This window comes from Aliarcobacter faecis, from assembly GCF_013201705.1.
In the GTDB taxonomy this organism is placed as follows: domain Bacteria; phylum Campylobacterota; class Campylobacteria; order Campylobacterales; family Arcobacteraceae; genus Aliarcobacter; species Aliarcobacter faecis.
The window spans coordinates 102,239-121,550 of record NZ_CP053837.1; the positions used below are offsets into that span (position 1 = coordinate 102,239).

The window sequence follows — 19,312 nt, forward strand, 5'->3', positions numbered from 1 at the left end:
TTTAAACCTTTTTTATCTTTGCTATTTCATATCTATTCTCTAAAAATAGTTTTTTGTTTTCATTTTTTAAGAAAGTTGAAATATAGGGTATTTTTCCAGCTAATTGAATATCTATATAAGCATTTAAAATAAGAGTTTTATATTGTGTTGTTACTTCAACTTTTGCACCTTTTTCAAGATTTAACTCTAAAAATAGCTCTTTAGAGAAGAAAATCCCATCTTCTAAATTATTTTTAAACTCTTTTGAGACACTTGTAAACTCATTTACTTGATTTAATGGATTTTTTCTATATACATATAACTCATTTTCTTGTAAATTTAAAGCTTCAATTTTCGGAATTTCTATACTATTTTCAAGATTTACACTAAAACTATTTAGTAAGTAACCTCTATTTTCTAAGCCACTATTTAAAAAATCATTTGGCAAACTATCAAACTCTTTTTTGCTAAATCCACTATTTATTGGAAGCTCTTTTGTATACTCTATAGTATATTCAATATCTTTATTTAAAAGAGTATTTGATATATCATTTAAACTATAACCATTATATTTTAATGCTGCATTTGTAGGAACAACTCTTTTATCTAAATTTGTAAAAGTTCCCTCTTGTTCAAGAAGTGTTGGCATATCTAAATCTTTTTTCCCAAAAGAGGCTAATGTAAAATCTGCAATTTCATTGTATCCAACTGTAAAGCCATCAACTCTATTTTCTAAACTACAAATTAAAGATACTCCTAAAGAGTTTGTTTTTGGTGGAATTATTAGAACTTTGAAGTTTGTATATTTTGCAATTAGCCCAATAATTTTTGCTAAAAACTCTGCATTTTTATGTGTAATAATATCTTCACCAATTACTAAAGTAAAACTATCTTTATCTTTACTATAACTATTAAAAAGCTCCAATAGACTCTCATCTTTTTCTAATTTCTCAAGTAAAAAGCTATCTTCAAAATTTATTAAATGCTCAAACTCTTTTGGAAGATTATTTGAATAAAGTTTCAGTAAGAGTATAAAAATATACTCTTCAAGTTTTGGTTTATGATAGATAAACTCAGTATTTCTTCCTTTTTTACCAACTAACTCTAAATTTGTATCAATTAAAGGGTGAAAAAATAGTGCTGTTGCTTTATTTACTTTTACACTATTGTTTATTGTATTTTTAATTGAAGGAGCATCAGTTTTTAAAGCACTTCCAATGCTTACTATAAATTGGCTATTTTTTATCGTTTCTAAAGAGCCATTATAAAGTGAACTACCACTTGTTTTTGAGTAGTTCTCTAAAAATTCTTTATACAATTTTGCTTCATTATTTACAAGTTTTGCATCTGTAAAGTTTGCTATTTTTTGCAGAATTAAAGCTTCTTCATTTGTAATAAATGAGTTGAAAACTATATTTTTTGCCTTTTTAAAAGCTTCTATTGCACTATCAAAAGCAAGTTTATCTTTTAGGGCATCTTTATTTTCATAATCAAAACAAAATCTAGCAGCACCACAAAGGTCTTGAAAATGGAACTCATTTGTAACTCTATAAACTTTTTTTCTAGTTTCATCAATACTTGTTTGTTTTACTTCATAAAACATAAATGAACAATCACTATAAAATGGATTTGCAGCTGGAACTTTTTCTAACTCCCAAGCATTTGAAGTGTATTGAAAATTATTACTAATCATTGCTCCTGTTGGACAAACAGCAATACACTCTCCACAACTAATACAAGAGTCACTATCATGAGTTATTAGAGATTTATTTAGTTTATTCCACATAGAGTAAGCATCTTTTGGCATACTATCTTTTAGGCTTTTATCAAGCTCTTCACCACCTCTTTTTGTGGTACTTAAAGAGTTAGAACCAATAATATCACTACAAACAGTTACACATCTTTCACAAACTATACATAAAGCTGGGTCATAGTTCATAACTCCCCATTTTTGCTTTGGTTTATGTGTATCTTTTATTGAGTAATTTTGATTAGTTACTTGCATATATAAAGTGTAGTTTTGGAGTTCACACTCGCCACTTTTATCACAAACTCCGCATTGCAAAGGATGATTTACACAATAAACTTGCATTATTGCATTTCGCTCTTTTTCAATATTAGCATTACTTGTAATAACTTGTATATTCTCTTTAGCTTTTGCATTACAAGCATAAACTTGTTTTCCATCAACTTCAACTAAACAAAGCCTACAAGCAAGAGTTGCAGAGCAAGAGTTTAAGTAGCAAATTGCAGGAATAAATATATTATTTCTTCTTGCAATATTTAAGATAGTTTCGTCAGGATTTGCTATAAACTCTTTGCCATTTATTGTAAGCTTTATTTGGCTCATTTATTCACTCTTTTCAATTTTTGCTAGTTTGTATCTATACTCTTTTGAAAGCTTATCTACACCTAAAAGAGCAATTGTTCCAAGAAGATTAGAATCTAATTTAGTAACTCTTTTATAGTTTTGATTTTTTGTAAAAATCTCTATAGAGTCTCCTTCTTTTATTTTTGCAATATTTAAAAAAGTTTGACTAGCAACTAAATATTTTTCATCATCAACTATCTCATAAATGATTGTTCCATTAAATGATTTTAAATTGTCAATATCTTCTAAAACTTCATCTTTAAAATGCTCTATTTTTTTCTCTAACTCTTCATCTAAAATAATAATTGAAAGTTCTGTAAATTTTTCCACTCTTCCAATTAACCTTGCTATATTCTCAATTCTTGGATGATTTTTTATATCATCTCCAATAATTAAAACTTTATTATTAGCTTCAAAGCTTAAATCGCAGGCTTCTTCAAACTCCTCTTCCCCAGCACTACTTTCAGCAGATAAATATCCTAAATCTAGTTCATCTAAAAACTCTTTTGTTTTTGTATCTAAATGGTCTGCAAAAGCATTTAAAAGTAGGGTAATAACTGCTTCTTCACTTCCTGCTTCATATTTTATAAATTGATTGTAGCTATTTTTTAATAGATGATTATCAATAGGAGACATATATACAAAATTTATATTTTTTGCTCTATTTAAGACTATATTTTTTAAACTCTCTTCTTCGAAAAAAGTTCCAATTGAGATTATATAATCACTATTTTTTAACTCTTCAATTCTTTTCATTTGCTATCTCCTCTTTTGATATTTTTATTTCGGGTTTTATATTTTTTATAACAACTGTCCAATCTTTTTCATTGAATTTTAGTGAATTCATAAGAGTGAATTCATTTTCATAAATAAAATCTGCAACTCTTTGAATATGAGAGAAGTCTCCTATTTCAAATAGAAAAATAATAACTTCTTCATTTTCTAAAGTTTTTAAAATCTCTAACATTTTTTCATAAAAATTATCTTTTAGCTCTCTTAAATCTACTCTTTTCATCTATCGATCTCACCAAAAACAATATTTAAGTTTCCAATTATAGTAACCACATCAGCTAATTGGCAACCAATAAGTAACTCTTCAAGTAAAGCAGTATGAAAATAGCTAGGTGCTCGAACTTTTACTCTATATGGATATTGGCTTCCATCACTTTTTATATAAAATCCCAGCTCTCCTTTTGGAGATTCCGTTGCTACATAAACTTCTCCAATTGGTGGGCGAAGTCCTTGCGTAACAAGTACAAAGTGTTGCATCAAAGAGTAGTTTTGAGTCATAACATCTTCTTTTGTAGGACTTATATATCGTGGATCATTTGTCATTAATTCGCTAGTTGTTTCATAATATTTAGGAAAAACTTGCTCTATTATTTTTATTGACTCTTTCATCTCTTCAATACAAAGTCTATATCTTCCATAAGAATCACAACTATTTGAAATAGGAACTTCAAATTCAAGTTCATTATAGATGCTATAAGGAAGCTCTTTTCTTAAATCCCATTTTATTCCACTTCCTCTTAAAGCGACTCCTGAAACTGCAAAATCCTTTGCCATCTCTTGAGTGATTACTCCAACATTTTCAAGCCTCATTCTCCAAATTCTATTCTCATTTAGAAGATTTTCATAGTTTTGTATCTCTTTTTTTAGATTATTTAAAAATATTGTGCAGTTCTCTATCCAATTATTTGGTAAATCCAAAGGAACTCCACCAATTCTAATAGCACTATGAGTAAGTCTTGCTCCACAATAATCCTCTATTAAATCAAGTGCATACTCTCTTTCTCTAAAGCAGTATAGAAACATAGACATTGCTCCCACATCAAGAGCATGAGTTGCAAGCCAAAAAAGATGAGAAACAACTCTATTTAGTTCTAGTAAAATTACTCTAATACACTCTGCTCGTCTTGGAATTTCTAAGCCTAAAAGCTCTTCAACAGCTTTTGCATAAGCGTAGTTATTTGAAGTTGCAGCGATATAATCCATTCTATCTGTTGTTGGTAAGAACTCATTATAAATCATATTTTCTGCCATTTTTTCCATACCACGATGTAAATAACCAATCATTGGTCTTGCTTTCACAACCTCTTCACCTTGTAATTCTAAAACAAGTCTTAATTGACCATGTGCTGATGGGTGTTGAGGTCCAAAGTTTACAGTCATAGTATTATCATCTCTTTGGAAATGAATATTTTCAAAAAATGGTTTAAGTCTATTTGCTGTTTGCATTATTTTCTTCTTTCCAAAGTTTTTGTTTTATTTGGGTCAAGATTTTTTACAAGTTTTTGATTCTCTTCTTGATATTTTATATCTGTTTTTTCCTCTTTTGCTTCAAAACCATAAGGAACTTCATGTCCAAGTCTCGCAAATCTTGTAGTATCATATCTATCTATACTTGAACTATCTCTAATTTCTGGACCAATAATATCTCTTGCACTTTTACCAAAAATTTTATCAACTTCATACCAAGAAGCAGTTTCATCACCTTGAAGAGGATAAGATTTTTTAAGTGGGTGGTCATACCAATCATCTGGCATTAAAAGTCTTTTTAAATTTGGATGATTTAAGAATTTTACCCCAAACATATCATAAACTTCTCTTTCACTCCAATTTGCACTTTTAAAAAGTTTTGAAACAGACTCTATATTTTCATCTTTTAAAATAGTAGTTTTAACTCTAACTCTTTTCTTTTTTTTGATTGATAGAAGTTCATAAAAAATTTCAAAAGAGTTTTTTTGTGCCAAATAATCAACACAAGATAGTTCAACTAAAATATCATATTCAAGTTTTTTTAGCTCTTTTAAAAGAGTAAAAATTCCGCTTTTTTTTATTTCTAAAACTAAATGAGTGTGGCAAATATATGATTTGTCTATATTTAAATTGTTTTCTAAAACTCCTAAATCTTTAGCAAAAATAACATCACTATCTACATTAGAAATCTCTTGAGTAGGGCTAATAAAAAATCTATCATTATAGTAAGACTTTTTTTGTACATCATCTTTTTTACTATATTCTCTCATATTAGCCTCTTGTTTTTTATATTTCTAAAAATAGACTCTTTTTTAATCTTTTGTTGAAGCATCATTAAAGCATATTGTAAAGTTTCTGGTCGTGGAGCACAACCTGGAAGATAGATATCAACAGGAATAATTCTATCTGCTCCTTGAACTGTTGCATAAGTGTTAAACATACCACCTGTATTTGCACAAGACCCCATAGAGATAACCCATTTTGGATCAGGCATTTGGTCATATAATCTTCTTAAAAATTCTGCATGTTTTTTTGTTAAAGTTCCAGCAATAATTAATACATCAGATTGTCTAGGACTTGCTCTGAAAATTGTTCCAAACCTATCAAAATCATATCTTGAACCACCTGTTGCCATCATCTCAATAGCACAACAAGCAAGTCCATAAGTCATTGGCCAAAGAGAGTTACTTCTTCCAAAATTTACTATTTTATCAATAGTTGTAAGTTTTATAGCAGCTCCATTGTCTTGAAAGTAGTTTATCTTATGCTGTGCCATTGTAAAGCTCCTTTTTTCCAAGCATATAAAAAGCCAATTGCTAAAATTAGTAAAAACATAAGCATTTCAATAAAGCCAAACCAACCAAGTGTTTTAAAGTTTATAGCCCAAGGGAACATAAAAATAATCTCAACATCAAAAAGTATAAATAAAAGTGCCACTAAATAAAATTGAGTTGATATCTTATTTGGTTGTTTAGTAACTTCTACTCCACACTCATAAATCGTTGTTTTTAGTTTTTCTGTATTTAATCTAGCTATTTTTCTACTTATAAATCTTGAAAGAAATAAAGCTGTTCCAAAAATAGTAAAGCTTAAAATAAACATCATAAAAGCACCAAAATATGGATGTGCAAAATCTATATGTGTCATAATTTACCTTTTAAAAAAATCCAACTTTATTTTCACTATCAAATTGACCTTTTTTCTCTTTGCTTATTTGCTCTTCGAAATCACTTAATTTAAAAATAGCATCATCTAAAACAGCAAGTTTATAAGCAGTATTTTTTATAACAAGTTCTATTTGACCACCTGTTAGCTCATATTTAGCTATTTTTTCTATATCAAAATCAGTTTCTAGTGGAAGATTTGCTGGAAGTAGTTTTTTCCATAGAGCAACTCTTTGTTCAAAATTTGGTTTTAAAAACTCAATTTTATAGTTAAATCTTCTTGAAAATGCCTTATCAAGATTTTCAAGTAAGTTTGTTGTAGCTATTAAAATTCCATCAAATTTTTCAATCTGTTCTAAAAATATATTTTGCATTTGATTATGCATTTTATCTGCACTACTTCCCGTTCCACTGCTTCTTGAACTTAAAAACTGGTCAGCTTCATTTAAAAGTAAAACAGGTTCACTTTTTGTTTGCTCTTTTATCTCATTGTATTTATCAAAAATATTTCGTACATTTTTTTCACTTTCACCTATATACATAGATAAAATTTTTGAACAATCAAAACTCAAAACATCTTTTTTTAAGGATTTTGCTAAAGCTAATGCAGTTAGGGTTTTCCCTGTTCCAGCAACTCCATAAAAAATTATTTTTGCATCAATACCTCTTTTTTTATCTTTTATTCCCCAAGCTTTAAGTCTATTTATCACATTTTTATCAACTTGCTTTAAAAGTGAATCTAAAGTCTCTTTTGTTTTTGGTGCTAAAACAACATCATCTAAAGTTTTTGTTGTGCTAGTTAGTTCAAAAATCTCTTGCTCTTTTATAATATTTCCAAGCTTTATTTTTGTAACTGTAGAGCCTTTTTTTGTTGGATGAGAGATTTTATATAAAACTTCATCAGGAATATAAAAGTTTCTATTAATCCCTCCAAAAGGTGTTAAAACTTCATCATAATCGATTAGGTTTTTTGAGATTAAAGTAGAGCTTTCTTCAAGTAAACTTCTATATTTTATCTTCTCATAATCATCATTTGAGATTAAATCTATTAAATAATTCATCTCTCTTAATGTTCCATCTCCTCCACTATACTCCTCTTTTAAAAGAGCTAAAAATAGTGTTTGTTCTTGAAGAGTTAGATTATTGTCTTTGAAAAAATCTTCAAGCATAATAGGGCTTGTTGTTGCACTTATTCTATCTTTTATTCTATTTTCTAAAAGAACTTGTTTTGATTTTAATCTACTTAAACTAGGACTATTTGTATCAAAATTCTTTTTTACAATATTTAGTTGTTGAGCTAAATCTATCTTTAAAAATTGGTCTTGTAAATATTCAAGATGATCCCCATAATTTTTGATTTCAGGTAAGATAAAATCACTACTACCACTCTCTAACATCTTTAAGTAAGAGCTTGAAAGAGTTACATTTGAGTTTATTAGTTCTAGTTTTGAGGCTTCATTTAGTTTTACTTGATCAAATGAGGCTTGAACTATCCAACCATACTCTAAAAGTGATTTTATAATATCAAGTTTTTCTAAATGTTCATATTTCTCAATACTATAAAATTGTCCTAAAACATCAATTACATTTAAGATATCTCTACCATTTATATACTCTTTTGATAGATATTGTAAAATCTTTGCTTCATCAATAGTGCATTTTAATTGTTCATAAAATTTTGTTTCTTCTATATTTTTTGCTTTTAAAAAGTCGATTACTTCTAACATTTATCCCCAAATATTTATATTTAATTGTTATATATTATCTTTTTATCTCTTAACTGCAAATGAATAAAAAAATGATAAAATAGTTGCATTTCAAATAAAAGAGGCAAAATGACTAGAATTTTAAAACCATTAACACTTACTTTTATGCTACTTTTTTTAGCTGCTTGTTCAAATACAAAGGTAATTGAAGCAGTAGGAAATGAGCAAGAAATTGCAAATGAGTGTAGAAATCAGAATTTTAATGTAGAACTAGATTGTTATGATTTAATTGCCCATAAAAATAGTTTTGCACAATTAAGATTAGGTATTGATGCCCAATATAAAGGTAACTTTAAAGAGGCAATGAATAGATTTGAAATAGCAAAAAAACAGAAAAACTTTTATGCAAATGCCTTAATTGCAGAGCTTTATATAAATGGTTTTGGTGTTGAAATGGATGATAAAAAAGCAATTTCTCTTTTAAAAGAGACAAGAAAATTAGACCCAATAGCAGCTTATAAACTATCACTTTTTTATTTAAAGGATAATGAAATAAAAGATGCAATTGAGCTTTTAGAATTTGCTGGTGAGAATGGGGTAAGAGATGCACAAAGTCAATTACAAATTCTTTATTCAAATTCTCAATATATTGATCCTGATTTTGAAAAGAGTATATATTGGCAATCAAAATTAGATGAAAATAATAAAGATTTTATAAAAGAGATTTACGGAAGATAGATGAAAAAAAAGATTTTAAGTTCAACAATTATAGCTTTAATGTTTACGGCATGTTCTTTTAAAATGCCTGAAATGTTAAGTTTTGGTTCTAGTGATAATTATGAAGAACCATTAAAAGAGGCGAATATTTGCCAAAAAATGGAAAAAGATAGTGAGAAACTTCTTTGTTATAAAAAAATAGAGAATACAAACTCTTTTGCACAAATAAGATTAGGGACATATTATGTAGATAAAAAAGATTATACAAATGGTGTAAAATATTTAAATATTGCAAAGAAGAATGGAAATATCTATGCAAATCTTCCAATCTCTTTTTTATATTATAAAGGAGAAGGAGTAAATAAAGATGTTAATAAATCTTTTGAACTTCTAAAAGAAGCAAGTAGTATTGACCCAGTTGCTGCATATCAGCTTTCAAGATTTTATCTTCAAGGGATAAATACAAAAGTCGATATAGAAAAAGGTTTGGAGTTGCTTGATTTTGCAGGGCAAAAAGGCGTAAGACAAGCTCAAGAGATGCTTTCAAATATATATAAAACTGGACTTTTTGAACAATCAAGAGATCAAGTTAAATATCAGTTTTGGCAAAAAAAGCTTAAAGATAATATAGAAGATTTTAACCACAAAATATATGTTTTATAATTTAAAATAAGGTCGCAAATCCTATTTTTATAAGAGTAAAAAATGATGAAAAATAATATTTTATCAGGTCTTACAGTTGGAATAATAGCTTTGCCTCTATCTATGGCACTTGCTATTGCAACAGGTGTTCCTCCTCAACTTGGTCTTTATACAGCTATTATTGCAGGAATAATAGCTGCTATTTTTGGAAGTAGTAAGGTAAATATTTCTGGACCAACCGCTGCTTTTATAGTAATTTTAATTCCAATAGTACAACAATTTGGAATTACTGGACTGCTTTTATGTGGACTTATGTCAGGAGTTATTTTAATAATTGTTGGGCTTTTAAAACTTGGAAATTTAATAGAACTTGTACCTTATCCCGTAACTGTTGGATTTACTTCAGGAATTGCAGTAGTAATTGCAACTTTTCAAATAAAAGATTTTTTTGGGCTTACAATAGAGAATTTTAGTGGAACTTATATTGACAAAATTGTTTTACTTTTTAACTCTTTTAATACTTTTAATCTTTATGAATTTTTAACTGCTAGTTCTACTCTTTTGATTTTAATTTTATGGAAAAAAACAAAAAGTAAGATTCCTTCAGCTTTAGTTGCTCTAGGTATTATAACGCTCTTTGTTGCCTATTTTAATTATAAATTTGGTTTAAATATATCAACAATAAATTCAACTTTTACTTATGATATAAATGGGGTAAGTGGAAATGGAATTCCTCCTATTCCTTTACAATTCTCTTTTCCTTGGGAATTTTTACCATCTCATGAGATAAATATTGACCTATTTTTAAAACTTCTACCACACTCTATAGCAATAGCAATTTTAGGAGCTTTAGAGTCACTTTTATGTGCTGTTATTAGTGATGCAATGACAGGAAATAAAACAGATCCAAATAAAGAGCTAATAGGTCAGGGTATTACAAATATGGTAGTTCCATTTTTTGGAGGAATTCCAGCAACTGCCGCAATTGCAAGAACAGTTGCAAATATAAACTCAGGAGGAACTATTAAACTCTCTTCTATAGTTCACTCTTTATTTATTTTAGCTTCAATTTTATTTATTGCTCCATATATATCTTATCTTCCAATGGCAAGTCTTTCAGCACTTTTAATAATGGTTGCTTGGAATATGAGTGAAGTTAAACACTTTTTTAATATTTTAAAAACAGCACCAAAAGATGATATTTATGTATTACTTACATGTTTTTCTTTGACAGTTTTAATAGATATGGAGGTTGCAGTTGCAGTTGGAATAGCTTTGGCATCTATTTTATTTATAAAAAGAACTATTGATTTATACTCTATTGAACTTGTAAGTAGTAGTGAAATTAATTATCCAGATTTACCAAAAGAGATTTTAATATATAGTATTAATGGTCCAATGTTTTTTGGAGCAGCTCAAAAGGCTTTAAAAACTCTATTAAATGTAAATGATGAAAAAAATATAGTAATTCTTGATATGAGAAATGTATCAATGATGGATATGACTGCTATGGTTGCTTTGAAATCTATTATTGATGGTTTTGAAGTAAAAAATAAGAAACTTATTTTTTCTGGTTTGAATAATAGAGTATTCAAAAAGATAGAGAGAGCAAAAATAGATTATGTTACAAGTTTCTCCTCAATAGAAGCTGCAATAGATTATGCAAAACATTTGAAAAATGTTTTGTGAAAGATTAAATAATATTGATAGTTTTAGATTATAAAAGTACGTAAATATCTATTTTTCAAAAAACTTTTTAATATCTACATCTAAAACTTTTGATATTTTTGCTAGATGAACTAAATTAAAGCGGTGATTATCCTTTCTTATCTCAGCACGACCTAAATAAGCACTTCCACTCATACCAATTTCAAGGGCCAATTGTAATTGTGTTAAACCTTTCTTTTCTCTATATTTTTTAACATTAGATGAAACAATATTTAATATCTCTTCACTATAAGTTTCTAAATCTACAACTACATCACTCAATAAAATTCTTCCTAACGATATATATATCTAAGCCGTGGATAATATAATTTTTGCTAATATTTAAACAACGATATATAAGTCGTTAATAAATATATAGAAGTTTTTATGTATCATCAACAATCTTTAAAAGAACTTTCAAATTTAAATATTGCTACAAACAAAAAAGATGAATATAATAAAATATTTGAAATATTAATTTCTTCAAACTCTCTAAAATCTGCAAGTGAGATTTTAGATTTATTTAAAAAGCTAGTTAATAAAAAATATATAGAAAAAGAGATTTTTAATGATTTCTTAGAAAGTGGAGATTTTTTATTTTATATTAAAAAATATTTACAACATTCACAAATTGATATTACTGATATCAAAAATCATATTTTAAGTTGAGATATTTTTTTTATTTGTAAAAACTATATAAGTAAATAAGAATGATAAAAGAGTTAAAATAAATAAGAATCCTAACCAATAAAAAATAGAGATTTCTACTAAATATCCTGCTATTAAAGTTGAAGTTGCTGGAAGTAAAAGTTGTAAAGAGCCTAGTAAGGCAGCAGTTGCACCTAAAGAAGTTTTTTGTGAAGACATAGCTATTGAAAATAGACTAGCTTCTGCTAAACCTAAACCAAAAAATGAGATAAAAAATCCAATTACTATACCATCTAAACCAATCATAGGTATATTTGCACTTATAAAACTTATTATTGAACCAAAAATTATAATAGCTGAACCAGTTATTGAAAGTTGTTTCATATTTAAAATTTGTAACAATTTTGTAGATAACAAAGCTCCAAATAAAAGTGCACTTCCAGTTGCTCCAAATACTAAACCAAATGTTTTTGAATCAAGATTAAAAATCTCTTTATATGAGAAAGAAGCCCCTGCAATATAACCAAATACAAACATATACATCAAACAAGTTGCAATAGCAGGAATTAGAAAATTGCTATTTTTTATGATATTAAAATATATAACAAAAATATTTTTAAAATCTATAATAACCTTTTTTTCATCTTTTAATGTCTCTTGAAGTATAAAAAAAGACAAAATTACAATTAAAATAGCTAAAGTAAATAAGAGATAAAATACTGCTTTCCAACCAAAAACTTGGTCTATATAACCACCTATTGCTGGTGCTAAGATAGGTGTTATAGCTCCTATTGTTATTAAAATAGCAAATATTTTTGCAGCTAATTTGCCTTTTGATACATCTCTTACCATACTAATTAAACAAACATATATTAAAGCAACTCCCAAACCTTGGATAATTCTATATAATAAAAATAACTCTATATTCGATGCAGTTGTAATAGCAAAAGAGCATAAAGCATATAAAGAAATTCCAAATAATAGAGGTATTTTTCTTCCAAAATAGTCAATAATTGGACCAAAAAATAGCTGTCCAATACCCATTGCAAATAGATAAAAAGTGAGTGATAATTGTACTTTTGAATAAGAAGTTCCAAAATATGCAGCAATATCTGTCATAGAAGCTAAATACATATCAACAGCCATATAACAGAGAATTTCAATTAGAGCAATAGCCATAATAAATTTAAAGTTAATTATTCTTTTTTTCATAAAAATCTTTCAAAATATATTACAATACAAGTGTATTGAGATGGAAAGTGTAGCAAAAAAAACTTAAAGTAAAAATTTCTTTAAGTCATCAAAGATATCTTTTTGCTCTTTATCAGATAAATCTATATATTTTAAAGTTATTAGGGTAAACATTGCTTCAGAAAATAAAAAAGCCAATCTTAGTTTTTTACCTTCCTCTGTATTTGTATCAATAGATTCTAAAGATGTTTTATACCAATTTTGTAAGCTTTCTAAAACAAATTTTTCTTGTAAAAGAATGGTGATAATTTTAGATATTTTATCAAATTCTTTAGTACTATTATGATTTGAAATATATTCAATATGTGCTTTTAATTGAGAGTATTTAGAAGTATCATCTTTTGATAAAATCTTTATTTGATGAGTATAATCTTCTTCATTTTTTTCTAAAACAGCTTTTATCATCTCTTCTTTATTTCCAAAGATATATTGAACTCCACCTATTGAAATATTTGCTTTTGAGGCAACTTTTCTAATACTTAAACCTGAGAGACCATCTTCTAAAATAATCTCTTCTATAATACTTATTAAGTGATTTTTATCTATCTTACTTTTTGTACTCAATTTATAACTCCTATTTAATTACATAGTATTTAATTAAAATTTAATACTTCTTTAAATACTATTCCGAATATTAAATACATACGTATGTATTATAAAGGTTAAATGATGTATTTTTACTTAAAAAGAATATTTTTATTATTATTTATTGTTTTATTGATTGGATGTAATAGTGAAAAAGTTAGTGAGTCTTCAATAGAAACACATGAGATTGAAGTTGGATATATAATACTAAATAAACAAGAAGTTCCATTACAACAAGAGTTATCAGGAAGAATAAAATCAATTTATAAATCAGAAGTTAGACCACAAATTGATGGAATTATAAAAGAACAACTTTTTAAAGAGGGGAGTTATGTAAAAAAAGATGATGTTTTATATATTATTGATTCAGATTCATATCAAGCTATTTATGAAGAGACTTTAGCAAATTTAAAAAATTCAGAAGCAAATTTAATAAAACTAAAATTAAAAAATGATAGATATGAAGAATCTGTAAAATTTAATGTAGTATCAAAACAAGAAGCAGATGATGCAAAAGCTGAATATTTACAAGCCTTAGCTTTAGTTGAGCAAAATAAAGCCTTAGTTAAAAGTGCTAAGATTAATTTGGATAGAACAAAAATAAAAGCACAAATTTCAGGGTTTATTGGAATATCTAACTATACTGTTGGAGCATTAGTTTCTCAAAATCAAGTAAATGCATTAACTACAATTAGAGATACAAGTAAAGTCTATGTAGATTTAAGTCAGTCTAATAATCAATTATTTAAATTAAAAAAATTAAATAAAGATAGTTTAAAACAGAATAATATAAATGTAAACATCATTTTACCAGATGATACAATATATAAACATACTGGAAAACTAAAACTTCAAGAAATATCAGTTGATGAAGATACAGGATATGTAACTTTAAGAGCAGAATTTTCAAATCCAGATGGTGAACTATTAGATAATATGTTTGTAAATACAATAATAGAAAATGGTAATTTTAATGCCTTTTTAGTTCCTCAACAAGCTGTTACTTTGGATGCAAAATCAAATTATATAGTTACTGTTATACAAGATGATAATAGTATTAAAATAAAAAATATAACCGTAGAAAGAGCAATAGGAAATAAATGGCTTGTAACAGATGGTATTTTGGAAACAGATAAAATTATAATTGAAGGTTTGAGTAAGATAAGTGAAAAAAGTATAGTTATTCCAAAAAATGTTAATAGTTTATATTTAAATAATTCAGAAGAAGAGATAAAATGATAGCTAGATTTTTTATTCATCATCCTATCTTTGCTTGGGTTATATCTTTAATTATAATGTTAGTAGGGATACTTTCTATAAAAAATCTAGCTGTAGAACAATACCCTGATATTGCCCCTCCAACTATCGAAATAAGAGCAACTTATTCAGGAGCAACAGCTAAAACTATTGAAAATAGTATTACTCAAATTATAGAGCAAGAGTTAAGAGGATTAGATGGATTATTATATTTTTCTTCTACAAGTGGTTCGAGTGCTTCAACAATAAATGTTGTTTTTGAAAAAGGAATAGATCCAGATATTGCACAAGTTCAAGTAAACAACAAAGTCCAACAAATTTTACCAAGACTTCCTGAAGATGTTAGAAAAGAAGGAGTTAGTGTTGTAAAAGCTCAAACTGATTATTTAATGATACTTTCTATTCATGATGAATCAGGAAAATCTAGCGAAAATGATATCTCTGATTATATGATTAGTAATATAAAAGATGGACTTTCAAGAGTAGATGGTGTTGGTGGAGTTGAACTTTTTGGTGCAGAATATGCAATGAGAATTTGGCTAGATCCTAAAAAATTAAAATCATATAACTTAATGCCATCGGATATAAATAGAGAAATTGCTATACAAAATACACAAGCATCAGGAGGAAGTATTGGTGCAAGACCACACTTAAAAGACCAAGAGTTAAATGCTGATGTTGTATCTAGAACAAAATTAGAAAATGTAAGAGAGTTTGAAGATATTGTAGTAAAAAGTAATATAAATGGAGCAAATGTACTTTTATCTGATGTTGCAAGAGTTGAATTAGGAAGTCAAGATTACTCATTTATATCAAAAGTAAATGGTTATCAAGCAAGTGGTATAGGTATAAAGTTATCCTCTGGTGCAAATGCTATAGAAACAGCAAAAAAAGTTAAAGAGTATATATCTTCATTTGAAAATTATTTACCAAGTGGTTACAAAATCTCATATCCTTATGATACAACTATTTTTATTGAAGCATCTATCAAAGAAGTTGTAAAAACACTTTTTGAAGCAATATTTTTAGTTGTTATTGTAATGTTTGTGTTTTTAAATAGTTGGAGAGCAACTATAATTCCTGCTATTGCTGTTCCTGTTGTAATTTTAGGAACATTTGCCATTTTAAATTTTTTAGGATTTTCTATAAACTCTTTGACAATGTTTGCTATGGTATTATCTATTGGATTACTGGTTGATGATGCTATTGTTGTTGTAGAAAATGTTGAAAGAAATATGAGAGAGAAAAAACTTCCAGCAAAAGAGGCAACTATTATTGCTATGAGTGAAATAACAAGTGCTTTAATTGGTGTTGCTACAGTTCTTTCAGTTGTATTTTTACCAATGATATTCTTTAGTGGTTCAACAGGAATTATATACAAACAGTTTGCAGTTACAATTATCTCTTCAATGGTTTTATCTGTTATTGTAGCAATCACTTTATCACCTGCAATTTGTGCAACATTTTTAAAACCTCATAAAGAGGATAAAGAAACTGGTCCAATAATCTGGTTTAATAAGAAATTTGATAATTTGACAAGAAAATATAAAATGAGCATTTTTAATTTTCTAAATAAACCTATAAAATGGATGGTTGCTTATATTGTAATAATTGCCGTAACAATTCTATTTTTCCTAAAATTACCAACAGGTTTTGTACCCTCTGAAGATCAAGGTGATTTGATGCTTCAATTTACTCTTCCAGTTGGAGCTAGTGCAACTCGTTCTGAAAATGTTGAAAAAATAATAAGAGACTATTTTTTAATAGAAGAGAAAAATAGTGTTAATTCTATTTTTACTATAGTTGGATTTACATTTACTGGAAATGGACAAAATGGTGGTTTAGGTTTTATTGAATTAAAAAATTGGAGTAAAAGAGAGAGTAAAGATAATTATGCAGATGCTATTGCCCAAAGAGCAATGATAGCTTTTTCTGATAGTAACTCAAAATATTTTATAAGAGATGCTGAAGTTTATGTAATGAATCCATCTTCTATTCCTGGGCTTGGAAATTCAGATGGGTTTGAGTTTCAACTACAAGCAGGTGCAAATATGACAAGAGAAGAGCTACTTAAAGCAAAAGATTCTTTATTAGAAACTGTAAAATCAAGTGAAATAATAGTTGGAGCAAGAGTTGAAGGTACAGAAGAGACACCAGAGCTAAAACTTAATTATGATAAAAAGAAGATATATTCATTAGGTTTATCTTATGAAGATATTGATAATACTTTAGGTGCTGCTTGGGCTGGAAATTATGTAAATGATTTTATTGATAGGTCAAGAGTAAAAAGAGTTTATGTTCAAGCAGATGCACAATTTAGAGCAAAACCAGAAGATTTATATCAATGGAATATTAGAAATAATGAAAATAAAATGGTATCTTTTGAAGAGTTTACTAATATCTCTTGGCAACCAGCTGAAAAATCATTAACAAGATACAATGGTTTAGCCTCTTATTTATTTCAAGGACAAGCAAATTATGGAGTAAGCTCTGGAATTGCAATGGATGAGATGGAAAGACTAGCTAAAGCTAATAATCCAGATACTACTTTTTCTTGGAGTGGATTATCTTATCAAGAAAAATTATCAGGTGGACAAGCAATATATTTGTATAGTTTATCTTTGTTAGTTATCTTTTTATGTTTAGCTGCTTTATATGAAAGTTGGAGTATCCCTATATCTGTATTGTTAGCTGTTCCCCTAGGAATTATTGGTGCTGTTGTAGCAGTCTATTTTAGAGAATTAAATAATGATGTATATTTTCAAGTTGCACTTTTAACTACAGTTGGTCTTGTTGCAAAAAATTCTATTTTAATTATAGAGTTTGTTGAAACTGCCTATAAAAATGGAAAACCTCTAATTAAATCTGCAATTGAGGGAGCAAGTTTAAGATTTAGACCAATAATTATGACTTCATTAGCTTTTATTGCTGGAGTTATACCTTTAGCAATTTCAAGTGGAGCAGGAGCAAATAGTAGAATTGCAATAGGTACTGGAATTATAGGAGGAACTTTAACAGCTACTATTTTAGCAATATTCTATGTTCCACTTCTATTTGTTTTAATTAAAAAAATATTTACAACACAAAGCGAACAAGCGAAGCTTGTAAGAAAAAAAGAGCAAAAAGGTATAAAAGATGCTTAAGTTTTTATCTATCTTAACAACTATTTTTATATTTTCTGGTTGTAGTTTAAAGCCAGATATTAAATATGATAGTTCAGTAATACCAAAAGAGTTTAAAAATAGTACAAATAATAGCAATTTAGAATATATACAACCAAATTGGGAAGAGTTTGTAAAAAATGATAAGTTAAAAGAGTTGATTAAATTAGCTATTGAAAATAATAAAGATTTAAAAATAGCTATTTTAAATATAGAATCAGCAAGAGCAACTTATAGAGTAGAAACATCAAAATATTTTCCATCTATTGATGCAAAAGCAAGTAATACAAATGCAAGAGATGTTACTTCAAATAATCAAACAGAAATTTCTCGTACATACTCAGCAAAATTTGGAGCTTCTTACGAGGTTGATTTATTTGGAAAAACAAGAAGTTTAAATGACTCTGCATTAGAGAGCTATTTAGCTACAAAATTTGCAGCAACTTCAACAAAAATTAGTTTAATATCAGAAGTTATCAATCTTTGGAATACTTTTTCATCTAATATTGAACAAATAAAACTATTAGAAAATAGTATAAATAATTTAAAATTAAATGCTGAATTAACACAAAAAAAGTTTGATATGGGAATTATTTTAATTGATGATGTTTTTAGTTCACAAACAAATTTAAAAGAAGCAGAAGTTAATCTGTTAAATCATTTAACAATTATTGAAAAAAATAAAAATGCTTTAGAACTGTTAGTATCAACAACTATTTCTAATGATTTATTGCCAACTGGTTTTAAAGATAGTGAAAATAGTTTGATGTTAATAGAAGCTGGGATTTCATCAGAAGTTCTTTTTTCTCGTCCTGATATTGTTGAAGCTGAACACAATTTAAAATCAAAAAATGCAAATATAGGAGTTGCCAGAGCTGCATTTTTTCCTTCAATTACTTTAACAGCAGATTATGGTCTTGCTAGTAACTCTTTGAGTTCTTTATTTAATGGAGGTTCTCAAACTGTATGGTCTTTTATTCCAAGTATAAATCTGCCAATATTTAAAGGTGGAGAAAATAGAGCAAATTTAGATTATGCAAATGCTCAACAAAAAATAGCTCTTGCACAATATGAAAAAACTATACAAACAGCATTTAAAGATGTATCTGATGCTTTAGTTGAAAGAGCAAATATAAGTAAACAATTATATGCACAAGAAGATTTAGTAAATACAGCTAAAAAAAGTTATGAAGTGGCATTAAGTTCATATAAATATGGTTTAGGAAATTACTTAAATGTTTTAGTAACACAAAAAATATTATTTGATACACAAAGAGCTTTAGTAGATATGAAACTAATTGAATTGATAAATAGAGTAAGTTTATATGCTTCTTTAGGAGGAAATGAGAAAATAGATTAAATCTA

Annotated in this window: 18 protein-coding genes; 7 read left to right on the forward strand and 11 right to left on the reverse strand. The window is 27.3% G+C overall.

All coding sequences use genetic code 11. The features are described from left to right. Position 1: 1 nt before the first annotated feature. From AFAEC_RS00535 to AFAEC_RS00570, 8 genes are read right to left on the reverse strand one after another with little or no spacing between them, the layout of a single operon-like run. Positions 2-2,329 carry an NADH-quinone oxidoreductase subunit G gene (locus AFAEC_RS00535; protein WP_034216734.1) on the reverse strand — a complete coding sequence of 776 codons (2,328 nt, stop codon included), beginning with the start codon at positions 2,327-2,329 and terminating at the stop codon, positions 2-4. Beyond that, positions 2,330-3,106 (reverse strand): hypothetical protein, encoded by a 777-nt coding sequence (locus tag AFAEC_RS00540; protein WP_026806768.1) that lies wholly within the window; start codon positions 3,104-3,106, stop codon positions 2,330-2,332. Further along, entirely contained in the window at positions 3,093-3,365 is a 273-nt protein-coding gene (locus AFAEC_RS00545; RefSeq protein WP_026806767.1) for an NADH-ubiquinone oxidoreductase subunit E family protein, read from the reverse strand. The genes AFAEC_RS00540 and AFAEC_RS00545 overlap by 14 nt, the downstream gene beginning before the upstream one ends. Next, positions 3,362-4,588: an NADH dehydrogenase (quinone) subunit D gene (gene nuoD / locus AFAEC_RS00550; protein ID WP_026806766.1), complete on the reverse strand. Its 1,227-nt coding sequence runs from the start codon at positions 4,586-4,588 to the stop codon at positions 3,362-3,364. The genes AFAEC_RS00545 and nuoD overlap by 4 nt, the downstream gene beginning before the upstream one ends. After that, a complete protein-coding gene (locus AFAEC_RS00555; RefSeq protein ID WP_026806765.1) occupies positions 4,588-5,379 on the reverse strand; it encodes an NADH-quinone oxidoreductase subunit C in 792 nt (263 codons plus the stop codon). Before AFAEC_RS00555 ends, nuoD begins: the two co-directional genes overlap by 1 nt. Beyond that, positions 5,376-5,885 carry a NuoB/complex I 20 kDa subunit family protein gene (locus AFAEC_RS00560; protein WP_026806764.1) on the reverse strand — a complete coding sequence of 170 codons (510 nt, stop codon included), beginning with the start codon at positions 5,883-5,885 and terminating at the stop codon, positions 5,376-5,378. The genes AFAEC_RS00555 and AFAEC_RS00560 overlap by 4 nt, the downstream gene beginning before the upstream one ends. Further along, on the reverse strand, positions 5,867-6,256 hold the full coding sequence (locus AFAEC_RS00565; protein ID WP_026806763.1) for an NAD(P)H-quinone oxidoreductase subunit 3: 390 nt from the start codon (positions 6,254-6,256) through the stop codon (positions 5,867-5,869). Before AFAEC_RS00565 ends, AFAEC_RS00560 begins: the two co-directional genes overlap by 19 nt. Before the next feature lie 10 nt (positions 6,257-6,266). Further along, positions 6,267-8,000 (reverse strand): ATP-binding protein, encoded by a 1,734-nt coding sequence (locus AFAEC_RS00570; protein ID WP_026806762.1) that lies wholly within the window; start codon positions 7,998-8,000, stop codon positions 6,267-6,269. 108 nt (positions 8,001-8,108) lie between these two features. Between AFAEC_RS00570 and AFAEC_RS00575 the strand changes: the two genes are divergently transcribed. Genes AFAEC_RS00575 through dauA form a run of 3 tightly spaced genes read left to right on the forward strand, consistent with a single transcriptional unit; the run spans position 8,109 to position 11,027 of the window. Beyond that, positions 8,109-8,717, forward strand: coding sequence for a tetratricopeptide repeat protein (locus tag AFAEC_RS00575; RefSeq protein WP_026806761.1), 609 nt, complete (start codon positions 8,109-8,111; stop codon positions 8,715-8,717). Next, entirely contained in the window at positions 8,718-9,359 is a 642-nt protein-coding gene (locus AFAEC_RS00580; protein WP_026806760.1) for a tetratricopeptide repeat protein, read from the forward strand. A 42-nt stretch (positions 9,360-9,401) separates the two neighbouring features. Next, on the forward strand, positions 9,402-11,027 hold the full coding sequence (gene dauA / locus AFAEC_RS00585; protein WP_225442382.1) for a C4-dicarboxylic acid transporter DauA: 1,626 nt from the start codon (positions 9,402-9,404) through the stop codon (positions 11,025-11,027). A 48-nt stretch (positions 11,028-11,075) separates the two neighbouring features. Here the strand turns inward: dauA and AFAEC_RS00590 are convergent, their stop codons facing one another. Further along, positions 11,076-11,327, reverse strand: coding sequence for a helix-turn-helix domain-containing protein (locus tag AFAEC_RS00590; protein ID WP_026806758.1), 252 nt, complete (start codon positions 11,325-11,327; stop codon positions 11,076-11,078). 105 nt (positions 11,328-11,432) lie between these two features. Between AFAEC_RS00590 and AFAEC_RS00595 the strand changes: the two genes are divergently transcribed. Next, positions 11,433-11,714 (forward strand): hypothetical protein, encoded by a 282-nt coding sequence (locus AFAEC_RS00595; RefSeq protein ID WP_225442383.1) that lies wholly within the window; start codon positions 11,433-11,435, stop codon positions 11,712-11,714. Here the strand turns inward: AFAEC_RS00595 and AFAEC_RS00600 are convergent. Together AFAEC_RS00600 and AFAEC_RS00605 are read right to left on the reverse strand one after the other, a co-directional pair. Beyond that, positions 11,706-12,905: a Bcr/CflA family efflux MFS transporter gene (locus AFAEC_RS00600; protein WP_026806756.1), complete on the reverse strand. Its 1,200-nt coding sequence runs from the start codon at positions 12,903-12,905 to the stop codon at positions 11,706-11,708. The genes AFAEC_RS00595 and AFAEC_RS00600 overlap by 9 nt on opposite strands. Before the next feature lie 63 nt (positions 12,906-12,968). After that, positions 12,969-13,508: a TetR/AcrR family transcriptional regulator gene (locus tag AFAEC_RS00605; RefSeq protein ID WP_026806755.1), complete on the reverse strand. Its 540-nt coding sequence runs from the start codon at positions 13,506-13,508 to the stop codon at positions 12,969-12,971. A 105-nt stretch (positions 13,509-13,613) separates the two neighbouring features. On the opposite strand from AFAEC_RS00605, the gene AFAEC_RS00610 reads away from it, so the two are divergent. From AFAEC_RS00610 to AFAEC_RS00620, 3 genes are read left to right on the forward strand one after another with little or no spacing between them, the layout of a single operon-like run. Next, complete coding sequence (locus tag AFAEC_RS00610) at positions 13,614-14,768, forward strand: efflux RND transporter periplasmic adaptor subunit (protein WP_026806754.1); 1,155 nt, start codon at positions 13,614-13,616, stop codon at positions 14,766-14,768. Continuing rightward, positions 14,765-17,929: an efflux RND transporter permease subunit gene (locus AFAEC_RS00615; protein ID WP_026806753.1), complete on the forward strand. Its 3,165-nt coding sequence runs from the start codon at positions 14,765-14,767 to the stop codon at positions 17,927-17,929. The genes AFAEC_RS00610 and AFAEC_RS00615 overlap by 4 nt, the downstream gene beginning before the upstream one ends. Further along, positions 17,922-19,307, forward strand: coding sequence for an efflux transporter outer membrane subunit (locus AFAEC_RS00620; RefSeq protein WP_026806752.1), 1,386 nt, complete (start codon positions 17,922-17,924; stop codon positions 19,305-19,307). Before AFAEC_RS00615 ends, AFAEC_RS00620 begins: the two co-directional genes overlap by 8 nt. Positions 19,308-19,312: the final 5 nt, after the last annotated feature.